This is a genomic window from Crocosphaera sp. (assembly GCF_030064895.1).
GTDB lineage: Bacteria > Cyanobacteriota > Cyanobacteriia > Cyanobacteriales > Microcystaceae > Crocosphaera.
Genome location: NZ_JASJEB010000046.1, coordinates 1 through 19,188 on the forward strand (window position 1 = coordinate 1; position 19,188 = coordinate 19,188).

The following is a 19,188-nucleotide window of genomic DNA, read 5'->3' on the forward strand; positions in this document are numbered from 1 at the left end:
AAATAGCCAATTATGAGCAATTTAAAAGCTAAATAATCTTATTTTTCAACTTTTTTCTCCCCTCCTGCCTCCTGCCCCCTGCCTTCTGCCTCTACTTATTAAGTATTCTTGTTCTAATGCAAGATGTGAGTCTCCCCATCTTCCCCTCTCCCCGTCAAACTCCAAGAATAAGTTTTTGGCAAAAATGGGATGCTCCCCAGGGTTTTCACTTAATTGAACTAATAACTTACTGTTTAAAATAGTTATTATTGACTATTTACTTTTGTTGAACTATTGGGAACATTGATAGTAGTCCATATAGTAGCAAAAATGCTCTCTAGTTCATGAATACAATATTAGTCGTAGATGATATAAAGGCTGAATTAGACCTTCTCAGTCAATATTTAATTAAAGCAGGTTATAAAGTCGTTACTGCAAACGATGGTAAAGAAGCTTTAGAAAAAGTTATTGACAACAAACCTGATGCTATTTTAACAGATTGGATCATGCCTAATATGGGTGGTTTGGATCTCTGTCGTCAACTGAAGAAAAAAGCCGAAACCGCAGATATTCCTGTGGTTGCTTGTACTGCAAAAGATCGTGATCTGGACAAGATGTGGGCAAGCAAACAAGGGGTTAAAGGGTACGTTGTTAAACCCTGTAGCGAAGAAGAAGTTGTTACTGCTCTGCAAACCGCTATGGCCTAAACAAATGTCTGTTTTCAGGAGTTAGATTTAGGAACCATTAAAAAAGAAGCTTTCCTAACTCCTAACTCCTAACTCCTAACTTCTAACTCCTAACTTCTAACTCATATTAATATCATGTCAACCACTGAAATAAGTTCCCTTTCTAGACTACAAGAACTCCTTCCCCAACTTTTTGAAACTCCGCAAATACAAGGACAATCTTATTTAAGTTGTCAACTAACTTCTCAAATAAATGGGTTAGTTCCTATGGAGTTTGTTCAAGAATCTTTATTAGTAGCTGGAGAACAAATAACGATTCTTCCTAGTATGTCATCCTTTGTAATGGGTTTAATGACTTCACGTGATAGCGTTTTTTTTGTAATTGATCTGCCGCATTTATTGGGTTTGTCGTCTCCTTTTTCTTTACTACAAACCTATCAAATGATTGTAATTCGTGCTTCATCTTTGATGTCCCAAACAACTAATAAGGAATTATTATTAGGGTTAGCTGTTCCTCGTATTCAAGGGGTAATCAGGGTTATTTCTGACAAGAGAGAAGCTGAGCAAAAAGATTTGCCAGAAAGTCTTTTGCCTTTTATTCAAGAAACCCGAAAAGAAGGAGAGAATGCTTTACATATTCTCAATTTAATTAACATCATTAAAAAAGTTGAAAAAAATTAATTGATCTATACTTAAAATGATTTAAAAAATTATTAATAGGTAGGCCATTTTTTGAATCAAAATTTATTTTATTTACCCTAATTTTTAAAAATAAAAACTTCATGAAAACCCACGAAAAATCAAGAGATTTAGTGTCAGACAATCAACCTGAACCACAAGATAATTCTACTCAAGAAACAAAGGAAATTTTTGCTTCACCTCAAGAGGAAAAGAAAAAAAATAGCCACCGAGCAAGTACCCTTCGGAGTCGCTTATTAACAACTATTGTACCCACGGTATTAGTTCCCTTATCGGTGGCTAGTACCATAGGGATTAATGTTATTAATAGTGATAAAAAAGCTGAAATCTTGAGCGAGGTAGAAAGAAAGGTTATTGTCACCAGCGTTTTAACTCGGAATTTTCTGAATGATGCGTTAAATATTAAGGAATTATTGGTAGCAAGTCCTTTTATTTACCAAAACTTACAAGCAGGAAATGAACAAGTAGAACAGCTAGGATTATTAGACAAATCCATCGAAGAAGTAGAAGCAGAATTTGCTGAAACAAAATTGTTGAATCCTAACCCTGATCTAAATAATTATCTACAAATTATTGCTCAAAAAAATGGACTTTCTGAAATTATTTTGACAGAACGAAACGGGTTTAATGTTGCCTATAATATGCCTACTTCTGACTTTGTACAAAGTGATGAAGACTGGTGGCAAATAGGTGTAAAACAAGGGGCAAAGATAGTCAGATCAGGGTTTGACGAATCAACTCAGGCCAACATTTTAGAACTGGTTAACTCCGTTCAAGATATGCAAACAGGAGAATTATTGGGTATTACGAAAATTGGGGTTTCAATGGAAAAATTCAATGAAAATCTTAACATCAGCATTGGAAATAACGTTTTAAACTCCCAAAGTCTCCAAATTATTAATGGAGAAGATGGTAGTATCTTAGTAAATTTTTCGGCAGAAGGGACAAATAATCAACAAGAAATCGTTGGTGGGGCAACAGTTGGCCAAGTTGTTAAAAAATTATTAGAAACCCTCAATAGAAATGATAATCCCACTAAAGAAACTATGGCCCCGTTTTTAGCTGCCTTAAAGGAGAAAGCTGGTATTACTCATGTTATGTTTGAAGCCCAACACACAGACGAAAAAACAACAAATTTAGTAGGGAAAACAAACCTCCTGTGTTTCGAGTTTGGGGGAAGACATTTCCTCTTAAAAAGAATTCCCAACACTAAGTTTGTGGTGGTGTCTTCCGTTACCAAAGCAGAAATTGCCGCACAAGGACGGAAACTAGCCAGTATTTTCGCTGTAACTGCCTTAATTTTAGGAACTGTTGCCACTGGGATTATCATTCTTTTATCCCAGAAATTGTCCGAACCCTTAGCTAACTTAGTAACTAAAGCGCAACAGGTAGCAGCCGGAGACTTAGACGTTAAAGCGCCCTTAGAAGGGACTCAAGAAACTCGCATTTTAGGGGAAAACTTTAATAACCTCATAACCAAAGTTAAAGGACTTGTACTCGAACAAATAACTGTTGCGCAACAGAAACAACAGGAAAAAGAACAACTGGAACTAGGAATTTATCAACTACTAGAAGAAATACAAGACTCAGTGGATGGGGATCTCACCGTTCGCGCTAGTTTAACCTCCATAGAAATGAGTACCATTGCTGACTTATTCAACGCCGTTATTGACAGTCTGCAAGATATTGCCATTCAGGTGAAAAACTCTAGTGCTAGGGTAAGTAACGCATTAGAAGAAGATAAACAGTCTATTCAAGCTTTAGCCCAACAAACTATCCAAGAAGCCAAAGCAACGGAGAAAACCTTGGGATCGGTAGAAGAGATGTCAGAATCTATCCAAGGAGTTGCCAAAATTGCCAACCACGTATCAACCCTCGCCGATGATACCTACGGGGTAACACAAGAAGGGGCCAAAGCAATGGATGACACGGTGAATAGTATTGTCAGCTTAAAGACAACTATTGCCGAAACCACCGAAAAAATGCAGCAATTAGAAAAATCCTCCCAAAAGATTTCTCAGGTTGTCTCCTTAATCGAAGAAATGACCTTAAAAACCAACCTCTTAGCCATTAATGCCGGACGTTCAGGGGAACAGGGAGAAGGATTTGCTATTTTTGGAGAACAACTAGCCCTATTAGCCGAACAATCTGCCATCGCAACTAGAGAAATTGCCAATATTGTGGCCAATATTCAAAGAGAAACCCAAGAAGTAGCTTATAACATGACCTTGGGAACCAATCAGGTGAACGATACCACCCAATTAGTAGAAGCCACCAAAGGGCAACTAGAACAGGTTTTAGACCGTTCTCGGAGCATCAACGACCTGATGAAATCTATTTCCGAGGCGACCATTTCCCAGACAGACACCTCCCAAACCGTTACCCAGTTAATGGCAGAAATTGCCCAATATTCCAAACAAAGGTTAGCTGCTTCCGAAACCGTCGCCCATTCTATGGAACAAACCGCCCAGGTTGCCCAAGAATTAGAGGCCGCCGTTGAACAATTCAAAGTTGAAAAGTAATTAAACATCAATCATGTAGGGGTCAACGGTCCTTGACCAAACATTGAACATTGAACATTGAACATTGAACATTGAACATTGAACATTGAACATTGAACATTGAACATTGAACATTGAACATTGAACATCTTTCATTTTGGTTTCAAGCCTACTTCCAAACGAATGATAAATGATAAATGAAATGACCCCCATAACCTAAACTTTAACGCCGATCTCGTCTAAAACAACACTTATTAAATAAGACTGAACCAAAAATGACTCAATCATCTATAAAAACTACCCCAGAAGCCATTATTAGTCAGCCATCCCCCAATTCAAAAGCTGAAACCCTTTCTGGGTGGCAGCGATCGATGAAGATTCCCTTTATGCAAAGGTTACAGTTTCGTGTTCCTTTATTCGTGTTGCTTGGTGTCATACCCCCGATGTTAATCGGCATTAACTATGCCAGTTCTCGCGCTAGTAAAATTATTGAAACCAATGCACAAGAAATCCTGGCTAACCAAACCCAAGCATTGACAGAAAACGTTGCTCGCTGGAAAACCATGAACGTTTTAGCATTGCAAAATTTGAGTCGATTACCCAGTATGGTTAGTTTAGAGGCTAAACAGCAGAAACCACTCCTAGAAGAATTTGTCAAATCTTATGATCATCTTTATTTGGCAAGTACCATAGGGCTTGACGGGATGAATATTGCTCGTAATGATAATAAACCTCTTAAAGACTATAGCTCACGGAATTATTTTAAGGGAGCCAAAGCCGGCAATGATATTACTTGGCAATCTCTGATCAGTAAAACGAATCAACAACCAGCCACTTGTTTCTCTACACCCATTCGTCAACAAGAAGTAGTCGCAGGGGTTCTTCAAGCCTGTAGTAATCTAGACACAATTGCTCAACAAGTGGGTGCGGTCAAAATTGGCGAGACTGGTTACGCAATGGTTGTGGATGAAGCCGGTCAATTGGTGGCTCATCCTAACTCAACCTTAGTCACAGGGGATAAGCTAACTGATTTTAGGGATTATCCTCCCGTTAAAGCCTTATTAGGGGGACGAAAGGGGCATCTTGACTTTACCGATGGACAAGGCATTTCATGGATTGCTTATAGTGCCTCTTTGGAAAATGGTTGGGGAGTTTTTGTAGTGCAACAACAAGGAGAAGCCTTTTTACAAAAACGACAATTTGAACAAATTGTTTGGACCATAGCCTTGACCGTTGTGGGTTTAGTGGGATTGATTGTTTTTGTGGTAACTAATCGCATGGTAAAACCGATCATTCGACTCACTAAAGCCTCTGGTGCTTTAAGTTCTGGGCTGCTCAACCAAAAGATAAACATCAACCGTAATGATGAAATTGGTGTTTTAGCCGATTCTTTTAATACTATGGCACAACAGTTACAAGTATCTATTGCCAGTCTAGAACAAGAAGCGGATCAAAAACGACAACAGAAAGAAAAACTAGAAAATGAAATTGCTCAACTATTGGGAGATGTTGGGGGTGCAATGGATGGGGATCTCACTGTTCGCGCTAACCTAACCTCCATGGAAATGAGTACGGTAGCTGATTTATTTAACGCTATTATCCATAACCTCAAAGACATTGCTATGGAGGTAAAAACCTCCACAACTCACGTAAGTTCATCTTTAGGAGACAATAAACAATCTATTCAAGGGTTAGCCCAACAGGCCATCGAAGAAGCCGAAGCTACCCGCCAAACCTTGGGATCTGTAGAAGCAATGTCCCAGTCCATCGAAGCAGTTGCCAACAACGCTAATGAAGCAGCAACCCTAGTAGATGACACCTACACCGTCACCCAAGAAGGGTCAAAAGCCATGGATAAAACCGTAGATAGTATTTTCCAGTTACGGACAACTGTAGGGGAAACGGGGAAGAAAATGAAGCGGTTAGGGGAGTCCTCACAAAAGATTTCGCAAGTAGTGTCCTTAATCGAAGAAATTGCCCTGAAAACCAATTTATTAGCCATTAACGCCAGTGTAGAAGCCCGTCGTGCTGGTAAACAAGGAGAAGGTTTCATGATTGTAGCGGAGCAAGTAGGGGCCCTAGCAGAACAGTCAGCCGCCGCTACCAAAGAGATTACCCAGATCGTGGAAGCTATTCAAGGAGAAACCCAGGAAGTTACCCAGGCCATGGAATTAGGAACGTCTCAGGTGGTGGATAGTACCCGACTGGTCGAAGCCACCAAAAAAAGGTTAGAGACGGTTCTAGCGCGGTCTCAGACCATTAATGAGCTAATGCACTCTATTTCCCAAGCAACAGTTTCCCAAACAGAAACCTCTCGCGTTGTTACGGAACTGATGCAGCAAATAGCCCAACAATCCCAACAACGTTCTACAGCGTCCCAAACCGTGGCCCAGTCCATGGAAGAAACAGCCCAAGTTGCCCAAAAATTAGAAGCAACCGTAGAACAATTCAAAATTAGTTAATAAATACTCAACTGATAACTGATGACCAAACATCTTTCATCTTTCATTTTGGTTTCAAGCCTACTTCCAAACGAATGATAAATGATAAATGTTAAATGATAAATGAAATAACTGATAAACATCATGGATCAAGAACAACAAGTCCGCCTTAATTTTCTCGACGAAGCCCACGACTGTTATGATGGCATTGAAACAGCGTTATTAGAGTTAAAAAGCTCTGATGACATTACCCAACAATTGGATCTAGCACTGCGATCGGCTCACTCTGTTAAAGGGGGGGCTGGTATGATGGGCTTTAATGCCTTAAGTAAAGTAGCTCATCATCTCGAAGACTTCTTTAAAATTTTACGGGTTCGTCACGCTTCCACTCCCATCGCAACCAAAGTCGAAACCTTACTTTTACAAGGGGTTGATTGTCTGCGTCAGGTGAACGAATTACATCGTCAAGGGGCAGACATTGATAACGAGTGGTTAGAGCAAAACGTTAACCCCATTTTTGAACAGTTACGGAATTATTTAGGGGATCTCCAAGAAGAGGACGAAAATACTTTATTTTCTCAAAATGCAGACAATGATGAACCTGTTTGGTTGATGTTTGAGGAAGGAGTAGAAACCGTCCTCGATCAATTTGAGCAAAGCTATGTTTTCCTATCCCCCACTGAGTTAAAAGAAACCCTGGTCTTAACAGCAGAACAACTATTGGCCTTTGGTCAAATGGCAGAACTTGACCCTTTTATTCAACTCTGTCAGTCGGTTCAACATCAAGTTACTATTGTCCCAAACGAACAGTTATCTGCTTTAACTCAACAAGCGTTAAGTCTATGGAGACGTTCCCACGCTTTAGTTGTACGCGGTAGTTTCGAGAAACTTCCCTCTCATTTAGAAGGGTTTGTTCATGAAGTCACAACTCAGAACTCAGAACTCAGAAGTTATTCTTGTGATGGTGACACGGTTGAAAACTCTAGTGCTAGGGTTTTACATTCAGAAGACAGCACCGAAGAACTCTTATTTTTAGCTGAAAATGACACGGTTGAAAACTCTAGTGCTAGGGTTTTACATTCAGAAGACAGCACCGAAGAACTCTTATTTTTAGCTGAGGATGACACGGTTGAAAACTCTAGTGCTAGGGTTTTACAGTCAGAGGAAAACTTATCTTTCACTGAAGATGAGAGCTTAAATTTATTTACTGAAACGGAATTAACCGATTTTAGTCAGCTTCAAAACGAAATAGAACAAGCATTAGACTTATCCTCGGAGACTATCTTAAATAGTTCAGACTTAGCAGAGTTGCAGAATGCTTTTACTCTGGATACACCCTCTGTAGAAACAAAACAAGAGGAAACAGCTAAGAGGAAAAATGACCTAGAGTTTAGTCGTCAAAATATTCCCAATAATCTCAACCCTCAAACCACAGGGAAAACCGTTCGGGTTCCGGTGGAGCAACTTTATCAAATTAATAGTCTATTCGGAAAATTAGTTCTAGAGCGCAATAGTATTAACCTCCGTTTAGAACAACTGACCAACTTTGTCGCACTAATGCGTCAAAGGATCACTCAATTAGAAACATCCAATAACCACTTAAAAACTTGGTACGATAAAGCTTCCCTAGAAGGAATGGTTTTGAAAACTCAGGAGTTGAGCGACAGTTATCAGTTATCAGTGACGGGTGAACAGTTGAATGGTGCATCATTGTTGACTGTAGAGAACGATGTTAGAAAGTTCGATCGCCTGGAAATGGATCGTTATAGTGATCTCCATTTAATCTCTCAAGAACAAATAGAAACCATTGTCCAACTGGAAGAAGTCACCTCAGATATGGACTTAGGGTTACAAAAAATGACCCAAGTAGTTCAAGACTTCAACCAAACCACGCGATCGCTACAAAAGAATGTCACCACCACCCAGATGCAACCCTTTGCGGACTTGGTTAAACCGTTTCCTCGTTTGGTAAGGGATCTTAATTTACAGTGGGGTAAACAAGTTAATCTGAAAATTGAAGGGGAAAGCACACTCATCGATCGCACCATGGTCGAAACCCTTAATGCTCCTTTAATGCACTTGATCCGTAATGCGTTTGCTCATGCGATCGAAGATCCTCCCACTCGCATCAAAGCAGGTAAACCCCCGGAAGCAACCATAACCCTACAAGCGGTTAACCGAGGTACAGAAACTCTGATCACCGTTAAAGACGATGGTAAGGGTATTGAAACCCATAAAATTTGTCAACAGTTGCGAAAAATGGGGGTTAGCGACTCAGAAATTGCAAAAATGTCCGCTCAAGAAATAATTGACTACATTTTTAAACCTGGGTTGACTACCAGCGAAGAAGTCACCGAACTTGCTGGTCGTGGGGTAGGAATGGATGTTGTTAAAACCAGTCTGGAAGAGATTCGTGGGGATATTAGGGTTAACAGCGAAGTAGGAAAAGGGACCACCTTTATCCTCAAAGTTCCCTTTACCCTCTCCATTTTACGGGTGATGTTAGTCGAAAGTTCTGGCCTCATTTTTGCTGTCCCTGCTAACAGTGTACGAGAGGTCTTACCCTTACAAGTTGAAGGAGTGAACGACTTAACAGAAATTACCTGGCAAGAGGAAACGATCCCCTTGCTACATCCCGAAAAAAGTCTGCAGTTCAACCGACCCCATAAACCCTTTGAAATGTCGGGTTATCCCGTCATCAATAAACCCACTGCTTTGATTGTTGGGAATGAAAATAGTTGGGGTGCCATTCATATCGATCACGTTTGGAGTGAACAAGAAGTTACCATTCGACCCATTGAAAGTCCTTTACCCTTACCTATGGGTATCATCAGTTCCATGATGTTAGGGGATGGTCGAGTGGTTCCTTTGGTCGATCCGGTGCAACTTCTAGAAGACTGTTTAGACAAGGGATCTCAACCTATCACCCCATCTTCTCAACCCGCAACCGAAAATACTGCAAAAACGATTCTAGTAGTAGATGACTCTATTAATGTCCGTCGTTATCTCACTTTAACCCTAGAAAAAGTTGGCTATCAAGTTGAACAAGCAAAAGATGGACAAGATGCAGTAGATAAACTGGTTTCAGGACTTGTGGTAGATGGAGTTATTTGTGACATCGAAATGCCACGACTGGACGGTTATGGGGTACTCGAAGAACTGAAAACTAAACCAGAGTTTCATTCTTTACCCATTGCTATGTTGACTTCTCGTAGTAACGAGAAACATCGTAAGTTAGCCATGAACTTAGGTGCTGCTGCTTACTTTTCTAAACCTTACAACCCACAAGAATTACTGCAAACCCTGCACAGTATTTTGTAAAAAAATACGATCCCCCATTTTCTCTTGAGACTAGGAGTTTGGGGAGTGGGGGGAGACGGGGAGACTGGGAGTGTGGGGAGTGTGGGGAGACGGGGAGACGGGGAGACTGGGAGTGTGGGGAGATATATTGACTCCTAACTCTGAACTCCGAACTCCGAACTCCGAACTCCGAACTCCTAACTCCTAACTCCTAACTCCTAACTCCTAATTTCTGACTTAACAAACACAATTTTCCAAATTCTAAATTATCTATCATGAACAACATTTTTCAACCCATTGAACTCTTAGAAAATGCTGCCGCTAAATGCAAAAGCGGTCATCTACAAATAACCGCTAACCAAGTAACCTGGGACTTATACTTTATCAATGGAATGCTACAGGATGCAACCCATTCCTTACAGTCCCTCGCTACAATAGAACATTATTTACTCCGAAATAATCAAGAGGCCGTTGCTAAAATTGTGGCCAATGTAGCCAAAAATGTTCCCTCAAGACAGCCCTTACTCCCTAGTGTTTTAAAGCAGTTAACAGAAAAAAATCATTTAACTACTGATGAGGTATTGAGCTTAAAAACAGACCTCATCAAAGATGCTTTAGAATCTTATTTATGGTTAAGAGAAGCAGAATATCATTGGTCTGATGAGCAACCTCAATCTTCTCATCAGATAACCATCAAAGGAGATAATCTTTTCATTATTTCTAATTTATTGGACAATCTAATCATCAGAATGCAAAACTGGCAAAAATTCTCTGCTGCGATCACTTCTCCCTATCAGCGTCTTTTCTGTGCTAACCCTAATTTAATACAGCAAAAAGTTCCTTCTGGAAATCTTAATCCCACTGCCTTAGAACAATTAGTTAAGTTCATGCAAGGAAAAACACTGCGTCAAATTAGTCTTTTTGTAAAGCAAGATGAATTAAAAGTTGCTCAATTATTATTCCCCTATCTTCAGAGCAATATTCTACAATTACAACCACCCCAAACCACTCTAGATAAACTACCTTCTATTCCTCCCTTAACCCCAAAAAATACACCTAGTAAAACCCAAAATAGTTCACAACCACTTAATAATTATAAACCCACTCAAAGCAAACAACAGAAAACTTATAAAATTGTTTGTATCGATGATAGTCCCACTATTTTAAACATGATTAAAGCCTATTTAGAAGAGGCTCAACACGAAGTTATTACCATAGATAATCCCACACAATCTCTTCCTTATTTGTTTAAATATAAGCCAGATTTAATCTTAATTGATTTTTCGATGCCAGGTATTAATGGGAATAAACTGTGTCGCATTATTAAAACAAGTCCTTTATTTAAGAATACTCCCCTGATTATGATCAGTGGTAACGAGAAAATGTTGACCCCTGAAAATATTAAAGAAGCAGCAGCAACTGATTATTTAGCCAAACCTTTTAGGAAACATGAATTACAGACTATTGTTAATAAGTATTTGCACAGCAATACGAATATCAGTAAACCACTAATCACAACAAAAATTGACACTATTTCTTCTCCAAAGACCGTAGAAAAAACCGAAATGAAACAGCTAACCAGAAGAAAAAGTGACACTATTTCTTCTAGAAAATATGTAGAACAACAAGAATTTAAACTATCTGATAATTTAGAAAGAAAACCAATACAAATTACGCCAACTGAACGCGATATTGATCCCATTACTCGCTTAGCAAACCGTCAATGTGTTGAGAAATATTTATCTGTCATTGCTAAAAATCATGAAAATAGACAATCTTCTTTTAGTTTAATGTTTATCAAGGTTAATAATTTAACGGATATTAAAGACACTTTAGGAAACAGTGAAGGGGACAATATTCTACGAAATATCGCAAAACAAATACAATCTTTAGTGAGAGAAAATGATGTTACTTCCCGTTGGAGTAATGATGAATTTGTGATTATTTTCAATAATGTTTCTCACCCCAAAATACTGGAAAAAATTAGTCAAAGAATTCTTAATAATATTGAAAAATTATCTATTTTATCGGAGCATAAACTGAGTTTAAAATTGAGTCATAGTGTCAAGATTAATTCTTTAGTTGGAGTTATATGAATTCAGTAATTATCGGGTTTCTTAGACTTAGACTTATTAGCTACACCCTACCTTCCTGTAGAGACATTTCATTCAACGTCTCTACAAAAAACTATGTACTTCACGAGTATGAGAAGTTTTATTATCATTAAAAATTAATAATTAAAATTCCGCTTTTGGGAAGGGTTAGGAGTTGGTTTTCTGCCTCCTGCTATACTAGAATTTTTGCTAAAGATGTTCATATTATTCTCATTCTCACAAAAAAGATTAGAGCAGTAAAACTCAACAAGCTTAAAATAATTCCTAAGATAAAAGCCTGAGTTTTTTGATATCGTAATTCTATACCATAAGAACCTGGCTCTAATTCCAATTCTATTGTTCCATCATTAGACATATTAATAGGGGAAGACTTCCCATTGATGTATAAATTCCAAGCTGGATAAGAATAGATTCGGACTCGAATTTTTGAAAATTTTTCTGCTGTTACAGAGAATATACGATGATAGCTTTTCCACTGCTGTATTTCAATTTCGGATTGACCACTAATAACAGAAATTTTGGGTTGACCAATAACAGGTACAGGAGGAGATGAGGTATCATTTTTAAGAAGAGGGCGGTATTCTCGAACATCCCTCAATTTATCTGTGTACGGGTCATCAATAATAGTTTTAATATGCTGAAGATGTTCGATATTACCTCGTCCTGGGTTACGAATCGTAATATATTTACGTGAAAGTTTATAAGAATATCTAAAATTCATTAGCAGAATTCCCACAATTACTATGGATAATAAAAATCTATAACCTAGGGGAAGTTTTAGGAGCATATTAACAAAAATTCCTAATAAAACTGCTCCAATAAATGATAAAACTTGTAAGAATCTCCAAGGAAATTGAAGCATTTGTAAAGTTGGACTCGCTTCCCAAATAAATCTGGAAAAAGAACTTATTAAAAAAGTTATACTGAAGGCAATAACTATCCAATACCAAATTTCTTGAGGCTGGAAAAAGCGAGAACGTTCAGCAATAAAAGCAAGAATTATTAAAACAATGATTACGGATAATTGATGAAAAACAACAGGAGAAATCGGATTGTTGTTGGTTATACCTAAGAGTTCTTGGATACCCAATAAATTTCCAGAAAAACCTCCATGAAGTTCTTTCATTGTCTCGATATTAACAAAACGTTTTTCGAGAATAGCTGGTAATAAATAAAAAGATGCGATTCCCAATCCCATAACCGCAGATAAAATTGTTTTTAGTACAATTTTACAAGGTTTATTAAATAGAAAAAATAATACAGAGGGGAACCAAATAACTGCACAAATTAGCAAGCTTGGGGTATGTGTTAAAGCAATTATTGTCCAACACATAGCAAGTCCTAATCGCGATTTTTTGTTTGAGGAAAGGGACTGTTCAGTTAACAACCAAAGTAGAGGAATCCAGGCCTGAACAAACATTGACCCTAACCCTCCTCTCCAGTAGATATCAAAACCGATATATGGAACTGTTATGTAAGCGAATGCACCCATTAAAGCAGCAATTCTTCCCCATTTATTTCTACCATAAAGATAAAAAGTCAAACCTGATAAAAACAGTGCTAAAGAAAAGAGACTAATAAGAGTATCTTGAGCATCTAAGCCACTTAATCTAAAAAATGAACCAAAATAGTAAGCAAGAGGTGGATAAAATACAAAAGTGGGGCTACCGTATCCATAATTAGTTCCAGCCAGCCATCGAGGATACAAAATTCCTTCCGATAATTGTTTAGAGAAATGCTGAATCCAAGTAAGATGCCATTTAATATCTGCATTTCCATTGAGTCCATCCTTGATCATCTTGAAATTTATAATGATCGTTGCTATTGCTAAAATAACAACTATCCCACCTTCAAGTAAATAGGGTGGGGGTGATAACTTAGTGGTAATGCTATCTATTTTTGATTTGACTGTTTGTGAACTTGTTTCTCGTATCATAAAGTCAATTAGTTAATTACTATCAATAGGGTTTTTTGTAATTATTGATGATTCAATATATGGGAATCATAACATTGTTTTTAACGAAAAATCCTGTCTAAATTGATAGCGATCACTAATAACCAGTGATCGCTATCAATTTTCATAATTCAACTTTATTTTAGGGTCTTTTAGAGTTTTCCCCTCCGTCGAACTCACATTACTACAGAATGAACTGTCAACTATTGAACAGTTGTACAAGATTTTTCCTCGTGACTACGGGGACAGGTTTCTAAGTCTTCAGTCACAGGTTTATCTGGGTTTAAACCGATCCAAGTATCAATTTTTTCAGGTTCAAAACCTACTCGAAAAACTCCATCAACATGAATTAAAGGACGACGAATCAATAAGGGATCAACTATCATTAACTCTAAGGCTTTTTCCTCACTTAAATTATCAGGAATAACCTCCCCAGATTTTATTTTCGGCGCGCTAGGATTAAACCATAAATTAACAGGTAAATCCCCAAAAAATGGTCTTAAAGTTTCCGGTGTCCAAGGTTCAGTTAAAAGACTTTTTGCTTCTAAATTGTGTCCGGCTGCTAATAACAAATTTTTCTGTTTTGTGTTATTCCGGCAACCTGGTTTCTCGTAAAAGGTAACGTTAGCCATTATTTTTTTCCAGAGGTAAGATAGTGTTCTTCGAGTAATCCTGCAATTTTTTTAGGATTAGGTTTACTGTGTTTACATTTCCCCGGCATTAAAATCATATTGGGAGCTTTTCCACAGCGTTTTTGACAGCCAGTTTTCTCGATTTTTACGTGCTTTTCTAAGCCTAAATTAGAGATAGTTTTTTCCAGGACAGTATAAAGTTTTTTCCCTCCTCTTTTTGCACAGTCAGACTTATTACAAAGCAGGATTTTACCTTTTTTGGCACAACCTTTACCTTTAGTTTTACCCATAGTATTAGTCCCTAGTTCCTGATTACATTTTACGTCGCAACTTAGTCGCTCAATTTCATAAGCTTTCAACTTTAACTTAGTAAATTTTTCTTTCTTTAACTCCTGTTCTCCTGTGATTGAAATCCAATCTCCAGGTAATAAGTTTAAGGCGTTAGTATCCTGTAAACTGTTGTCAATTTTAATCCTTAATTGCCGTTCTCCAACTGCTAGAATTAAAGATTTTGCTTGACCATTAGACTTATAAATAAAGCCCACAAATTCGCCTTGTAATTCAAAGGGAATTGTTTCACTAGAATGACTTGAACTCATGATAGCTTTCCTAAAAGTATGGGTTATCAGTTACCAAACATTGAACATTGAACATTGAACATTTTGTTTTCAAGCCTCTCCCTTTAGGGAGAAAGAAGTGTGGGAGAGGTTTCAAGCCTACTTCCAAACGAATGATCAATGATAAATGTTAAATGATAAATGAAATGACCAGTTATTGTTCACTGAAGAAATTACCATTTTTTTTGAGGTGATGAGAGTTTTTGTCAACTAAAATGACAAAAAAGCTTTTATCAGGTTGAGCTAGATTACTGAAACCATCTTTAAACTATAATTTCTCTCAATAAGAAAAACAGTAAAAAAACTTGAAGAAAGGGGCTTAAATTAGTTACCAGTTACCAGTTACAAGTTTTCAGTTATTGCTCACTGTTCACTGTTTAATTAAGCCCGAAAAACTGGAGGAAGCTTAAAGACGTTTTGCGTCGAATGTTTGAGGTAAAGTTGTGTCGTCATTGAGGTCAGAAAATTTTAATTCCCAACCATTAGCTAAAGTTAAAATTTTGCCGTCTCCTTCAACAGTTTCTTTAACAACTAACTCTTCCAAATCTTTTTTAGGCACATAAACGGATAAATTACCTTCATCTTCTCGGCGTAGCATTACTTTCATTGAATAACTCCTAAAATAGTTGACAGGGAATAGGTAATAGGGAATAGAAAAAAGTTGCTATTTTCAACTCCGAACTCTTAAACCTGAGACTCTTGTAGAGAAGGTTCTACGGTTTCTACAATTTCCTCATCATCGGTATCATCAGTAAAAGGTTCATCCACAGGAACTAACTCCTTACGACGACAACCAACAACATAACCCTTTTCGAGGAAATGAACGGCATAAATGTAATAACTTTGTAGATAGGTGCCAATGCCAACAACATAACCTACATCGCCTTTTTTGGCTAAAGTTTCGCCCACTTCTTTACCAGGAAACGTTCCATCATTGCGAATCATTTTCCGCAGACGCACTTTTTGTTCCATTTCAAAAGCGGGAGGATCATTAAGTTCAATTTCACCTGGATTATACAATCCCATGAGACATACTCCTATTGGATACAACATCAAGTAACTCTTCAACGGTTAGACTCCGTTTCATTTGCACCGATAAATGGCGCACTGAGTCTAACACCACTTGGGACTCTTCATGGTTTAAACGGATACCATGTTGACTCAAGAGATTAGTCAATAAGTGTCGTCCCGAATGTTTCCCTACCACTAAACGGCGTTTCCAACCCACCTCATCCGGGGAAAAAGGTTCGTAAGTTTGGGGGTTTTCTAAGACACCGTGAGCGTGAATACCGGACTCGTGGGCAAAGACATTATCCCCGACAATCGCTTTCCAAGGGGGAAGAGCAATACCTGAAGCAGCGATCACGAGTTGAGATAATTCCCGTAAACGGGAGGTTTCCACCCCTAAATCAACTTGATAGAGTCGTTTTAGGGCCATGATCATCTCTTCTAAAGCCGCATTACCGGCTCTTTCTCCCAAGCCATTAACGGTTGTATTAACCGCCGTTGCCCCTGCTTGCAACCCGGCTAAGGCGTTAGCTGTGGCTAGGCCAAAGTCATTGTGGGTGTGCATTTCAATGGGTATATTGAGGCACTTAACCAATTTTCCCACTTTTTGAGCCGTGCTTAAAGGCTCAAGAATACCTACCGTATCGCAAAAACGAAAACGGGAAGCACCTAAAGACTCGGCAAACTGTGCTACTTCGAGTAAAAAGGACTCATCAGCCCTTGAAGCGTCTTCAGCACCCACAGAAACAAATAAATCCTGATCTAAAGCAAAATTCAGACTATCTTTTAAGCGTTGCCAAACAAGATTAGTTTTTCCTTTAAATTTTGCCTTAATTTGAATTTCAGAAACAGGGATAGAGACATGAACCCGTTTCAAACCACAGGCAATAGAGGCTTCTATATCGGAACGGACAGCACGGTTCCAGCCTAAAAGCTGAGCTTTTAATCCTTTTTGGGCAATGGTGGTGATGGCTTGGGCTTCTGAGCCTCCCATGGCGGGAATTCCTACTTCTAACTCAGGAATGCCCATACTATCCATCATCGAAGCGATGGCTATTTTTTCGTCGGCACTAAAAACAATACCGGCAGCTTGTTCTCCGTCTCGTAGGGTTGTATCATTGATATGAATATTGTTCAAGACTTAATCCTCCTCAGATTGACCAATAATTAGGGAGACTGAAAGTACATTTGAGCATCTAGCCAATCCCAAATTCTCTGTAGTTCTCCCAAAGAGATTAAGCCGTATTGCCAAAGCAACATAGGAATGGGATCTCCTGGTTGTCTTCGGTTTTTGATGACCACTGCTAGGTCATTCTGTGATAGGGCCATCTCTTGTTGCAAGAATTGACTAAATTCGCTAGAAATTGAATTGTTTTCCATGACAGCACTGAGAAGTTCAGTTATCTATATTGTGATCAGGTAACTGAGAAAAGCAAAAAAGCGGCTTAAGAGGAAAAAACCTAACTTTAAGAATAATAAGCCTGATGATTGGCTGAAAAACCCCAATAAGGCTATTGATTAGTCAATTTTCTCAGTGTTGCGTTGGTGATCTAACCAGAGAATCACCATGTTACAGTTGTCTATTTTGATAAGACTTAACGGACTCGTCATCAACCGTTTGCCAACACCGCTCTAACCAGTTGATTAACTCTTGACGGGGAGCGATCATCCCAGAGACAACACTACGGAGTAAAATAGCATGGATTCCATTTTCTATTTCTACCCACAATGAGCCATCTTCGGGACACCAGCAGGGAATTGTTAATTCTTGAAGACGTTGACAAACAGTCCAGCGATCGCAGCGAGAAATTTTCTCAACTCGACTGATTAGAGCATCGGAGTTATAAGGTTGCATCATAATTGTAAGGTAAAGGTCAAGATAGTTTTTGTATCTTTTGTTCCAATTTTTCAATTCTGTCCAATAAAGTCCTAATTACTTCCCCCTCAACATCAGGTAATTTACCGTGTTCCAATGGGCAAAATGGACCTGTACGGGAGATAATACGACCAGGAACGCCTACTACGGTACAATCGTGAGGAACATTCCCTAAAACAATAGAGCCTGCTCCAATACGAACATGACTGCCAATACAAATATTGCCTAAAACTTTGGCTCCGGCTCCCACGATCACCGAATGGCCTAAAGTAGGATGGCGTTTACCGCTTTCTTTGCCGGTACCACCAAGGGTAACATTTTGGTAAATTAGACAATCATCCCCAATAATGGCTGTTTCCCCAATCACCACCCCCATACCATGATCGATAAACACTCCTTTACCAATAGTAGCTCCAGGGTGAATTTCAATTCCGGTGAGGAAACGGGCAAAATGAGAGAGCAAACGAGGGACAAAAGCTACATGACGTTGCCATAGGTAATGAGATAGACGATGGATCGCCAAAGCGTGTAAACCTGGATAGCAACACACCACTTCTAACCAATGATGAGCGGCGGGATCTCTTTTGAAAATGATTTGAAAATCTTGCCACAAAACGCTCCATAGGTTAGTCTCAGAAGTGCGTGCCTTTGCAATAGAGCTTTCTGACTGACTTCCATGACCCTCTCTGACTGGGAGTGATCCAAACATTAAATTCCGTGCTTACGCATAGACTTAGTTGTTATGCTTATACCAAGCCCTCTATTGACCCCATACACAAAGACGGTGAGTCAAATTGGTTGAACTTATTAATGGATTATTCCTTTTGCTCAAAGCTAGACATGGTAGGCTTTTCAAGAATTTTAAAAGTTTTTTTGGGGTCGGGGGACAAGTATTTTCTGGTGGGGGATAAAGTATTTTTGAGGTGAGGGTTTTGTATTTGTGTACTCAGTCAAAATCAGTATCTAGCAAGACTTTCAAACCTTTTTTCATCCAATAATAGCCTAGATCAATAACTACTCAAAATTAAGAAACTATAAAGGGGCTATACATCCCATTAAATCTGGGTTTGAGCTATGTTATACCCCCGAAACTCGAACCTAACGGGTTCCTAGCAAATTTACCAGCGAGAAAATGTTACATTGGATACAGAATTGAATTCCGTGACGGCACTGGGGAGGCGAGAGGAAGCTAACTCGGTGTTTCTTTTGAGAGTGAACAGTAAACAGTAAGCAATAACTGGTAACTGATAAGTGATGAGTGGGAAATAAGAGGGGAAAAAAACAAGACAATAATAGGCTCAAAACCTTACGTAATCAGACTTAGAAACTGAGTGCAAAAATGCCTGACTCCCCCCGTAAAAATACAGGGGCCTCCCCTGAT

Annotated in this window: 15 protein-coding genes; 6 read left to right on the top strand and 9 right to left on the bottom strand. The window is 38.7% G+C overall.

The window, feature by feature from the left end; genetic code table 11:
* Nucleotides 1-323 precede the first annotated feature (323 nt).
* The 6 genes from QNJ66_RS12245 (at nt 324) to QNJ66_RS12270 (ending at nt 11,702) form a co-directional block, all read left to right on the top strand.
* Nucleotides 324-686 (top strand): response regulator, encoded by a 363-nt coding sequence (locus QNJ66_RS12245; protein ID WP_300507078.1) that lies wholly within the window; start codon nt 324-326, stop codon nt 684-686.
* A 114-nt stretch (nt 687-800) separates the two neighbouring features.
* Entirely contained in the window at nt 801-1,346 is a 546-nt protein-coding gene (locus QNJ66_RS12250) for a chemotaxis protein CheW (RefSeq protein WP_300507081.1), read from the top strand.
* 101 nt (nt 1,347-1,447) lie between these two features.
* Nucleotides 1,448-3,886: a HAMP domain-containing methyl-accepting chemotaxis protein gene (locus QNJ66_RS12255; protein ID WP_300507083.1), complete on the top strand. Its 2,439-nt coding sequence runs from the start codon at nt 1,448-1,450 to the stop codon at nt 3,884-3,886.
* A gap of 254 nt (nt 3,887-4,140) precedes the next feature.
* Nucleotides 4,141-6,327 (top strand): methyl-accepting chemotaxis protein, encoded by a 2,187-nt coding sequence (locus QNJ66_RS12260; protein WP_300507086.1) that lies wholly within the window; start codon nt 4,141-4,143, stop codon nt 6,325-6,327.
* A gap of 123 nt (nt 6,328-6,450) precedes the next feature.
* Nucleotides 6,451-9,627, top strand: a complete 3,177-nt coding sequence (locus QNJ66_RS12265; RefSeq protein ID WP_300507089.1) for a hybrid sensor histidine kinase/response regulator — start codon at nt 6,451-6,453, stop codon at nt 9,625-9,627.
* A gap of 254 nt (nt 9,628-9,881) precedes the next feature.
* Nucleotides 9,882-11,702, top strand: a complete 1,821-nt coding sequence (locus QNJ66_RS12270) for a diguanylate cyclase (RefSeq protein WP_300507091.1) — start codon at nt 9,882-9,884, stop codon at nt 11,700-11,702.
* Nucleotides 11,703-11,919: 217 nt separating this feature from the next.
* Here the strand turns inward: QNJ66_RS12270 and QNJ66_RS12275 are convergent, their stop codons facing one another.
* The 9 genes from QNJ66_RS12275 to cysE form a co-directional block, all read right to left on the bottom strand.
* Nucleotides 11,920-13,656 carry a 6-pyruvoyl-tetrahydropterin synthase-related protein gene (locus QNJ66_RS12275; RefSeq protein WP_300507094.1) on the bottom strand — a complete coding sequence of 579 codons (1,737 nt, stop codon included), beginning with the start codon at nt 13,654-13,656 and terminating at the stop codon, nt 11,920-11,922.
* Between the two features lie 221 nt (nt 13,657-13,877).
* Nucleotides 13,878-14,306, bottom strand: coding sequence for an ArsC/Spx/MgsR family protein (locus tag QNJ66_RS12280; protein WP_300507096.1), 429 nt, complete (start codon nt 14,304-14,306; stop codon nt 13,878-13,880).
* Nucleotides 14,306-14,905: a (2Fe-2S) ferredoxin domain-containing protein gene (locus QNJ66_RS12285; RefSeq protein ID WP_300507099.1), complete on the bottom strand. Its 600-nt coding sequence runs from the start codon at nt 14,903-14,905 to the stop codon at nt 14,306-14,308. The genes QNJ66_RS12280 and QNJ66_RS12285 overlap by 1 nt, the downstream gene beginning before the upstream one ends.
* Nucleotides 14,906-15,329: 424 nt before the next feature.
* Nucleotides 15,330-15,530: a putative nitrogen fixation protein NifT gene (gene nifT, locus QNJ66_RS12290; protein ID WP_300507100.1), complete on the bottom strand. Its 201-nt coding sequence runs from the start codon at nt 15,528-15,530 to the stop codon at nt 15,330-15,332.
* Nucleotides 15,531-15,607: 77 nt separating this feature from the next.
* Nucleotides 15,608-15,949: a nitrogen fixation protein NifZ gene (locus QNJ66_RS12295; protein WP_300507103.1), complete on the bottom strand. Its 342-nt coding sequence runs from the start codon at nt 15,947-15,949 to the stop codon at nt 15,608-15,610.
* Nucleotides 15,936-17,069 carry a homocitrate synthase gene (gene nifV, locus QNJ66_RS12300; protein ID WP_300507105.1) on the bottom strand — a complete coding sequence of 378 codons (1,134 nt, stop codon included), beginning with the start codon at nt 17,067-17,069 and terminating at the stop codon, nt 15,936-15,938. The genes QNJ66_RS12295 and nifV overlap by 14 nt, the downstream gene beginning before the upstream one ends.
* A 29-nt stretch (nt 17,070-17,098) precedes the next feature.
* A complete protein-coding gene (locus QNJ66_RS12305) occupies nt 17,099-17,311 on the bottom strand; it encodes a DUF2949 domain-containing protein (protein ID WP_300507108.1) in 213 nt (70 codons plus the stop codon).
* A gap of 190 nt (nt 17,312-17,501) precedes the next feature.
* Entirely contained in the window at nt 17,502-17,789 is a 288-nt protein-coding gene (locus QNJ66_RS12310; protein ID WP_300507111.1) for an Asr1405/Asl0597 family protein, read from the bottom strand.
* Between the two features lie 16 nt (nt 17,790-17,805).
* Nucleotides 17,806-18,516, bottom strand: a complete 711-nt coding sequence (cysE, locus tag QNJ66_RS12315; protein WP_300507114.1) for a serine O-acetyltransferase — start codon at nt 18,514-18,516, stop codon at nt 17,806-17,808.
* Nucleotides 18,517-19,188: the final 672 nt, after the last annotated feature.

Coding starts and splice junctions, on each gene's coding strand:
- QNJ66_RS12245 (WP_300507078.1), top strand. CDS start 324: ATGAATACAATATTAGTCGTAGATGATATAAAGGCTGAATTAGACCTT.
- QNJ66_RS12250 (WP_300507081.1), top strand. CDS start 801: ATGTCAACCACTGAAATAAGTTCCCTTTCTAGACTACAAGAACTCCTT.
- QNJ66_RS12255 (WP_300507083.1), top strand. CDS start 1,448: ATGAAAACCCACGAAAAATCAAGAGATTTAGTGTCAGACAATCAACCT.
- QNJ66_RS12260 (WP_300507086.1), top strand. CDS start 4,141: ATGACTCAATCATCTATAAAAACTACCCCAGAAGCCATTATTAGTCAG.
- QNJ66_RS12265 (WP_300507089.1), top strand. CDS start 6,451: ATGGATCAAGAACAACAAGTCCGCCTTAATTTTCTCGACGAAGCCCAC.
- QNJ66_RS12270 (WP_300507091.1), top strand. CDS start 9,882: ATGAACAACATTTTTCAACCCATTGAACTCTTAGAAAATGCTGCCGCT.
- QNJ66_RS12275 (WP_300507094.1), bottom strand. CDS start 13,656: ATGATACGAGAAACAAGTTCACAAACAGTCAAATCAAAAATAGATAGC.
- QNJ66_RS12280 (WP_300507096.1), bottom strand. CDS start 14,306: ATGGCTAACGTTACCTTTTACGAGAAACCAGGTTGCCGGAATAACACA.
- QNJ66_RS12285 (WP_300507099.1), bottom strand. CDS start 14,905: ATGAGTTCAAGTCATTCTAGTGAAACAATTCCCTTTGAATTACAAGGC.
- nifT (WP_300507100.1), bottom strand. CDS start 15,530: ATGAAAGTAATGCTACGCCGAGAAGATGAAGGTAATTTATCCGTTTAT.
- QNJ66_RS12295 (WP_300507103.1), bottom strand. CDS start 15,949: ATGGGATTGTATAATCCAGGTGAAATTGAACTTAATGATCCTCCCGCT.
- QNJ66_RS12305 (WP_300507108.1), bottom strand. CDS start 17,311: ATGGAAAACAATTCAATTTCTAGCGAATTTAGTCAATTCTTGCAACAA.
- QNJ66_RS12310 (WP_300507111.1), bottom strand. CDS start 17,789: ATGATGCAACCTTATAACTCCGATGCTCTAATCAGTCGAGTTGAGAAA.
- cysE (WP_300507114.1), bottom strand. CDS start 18,516: ATGTTTGGATCACTCCCAGTCAGAGAGGGTCATGGAAGTCAGTCAGAA.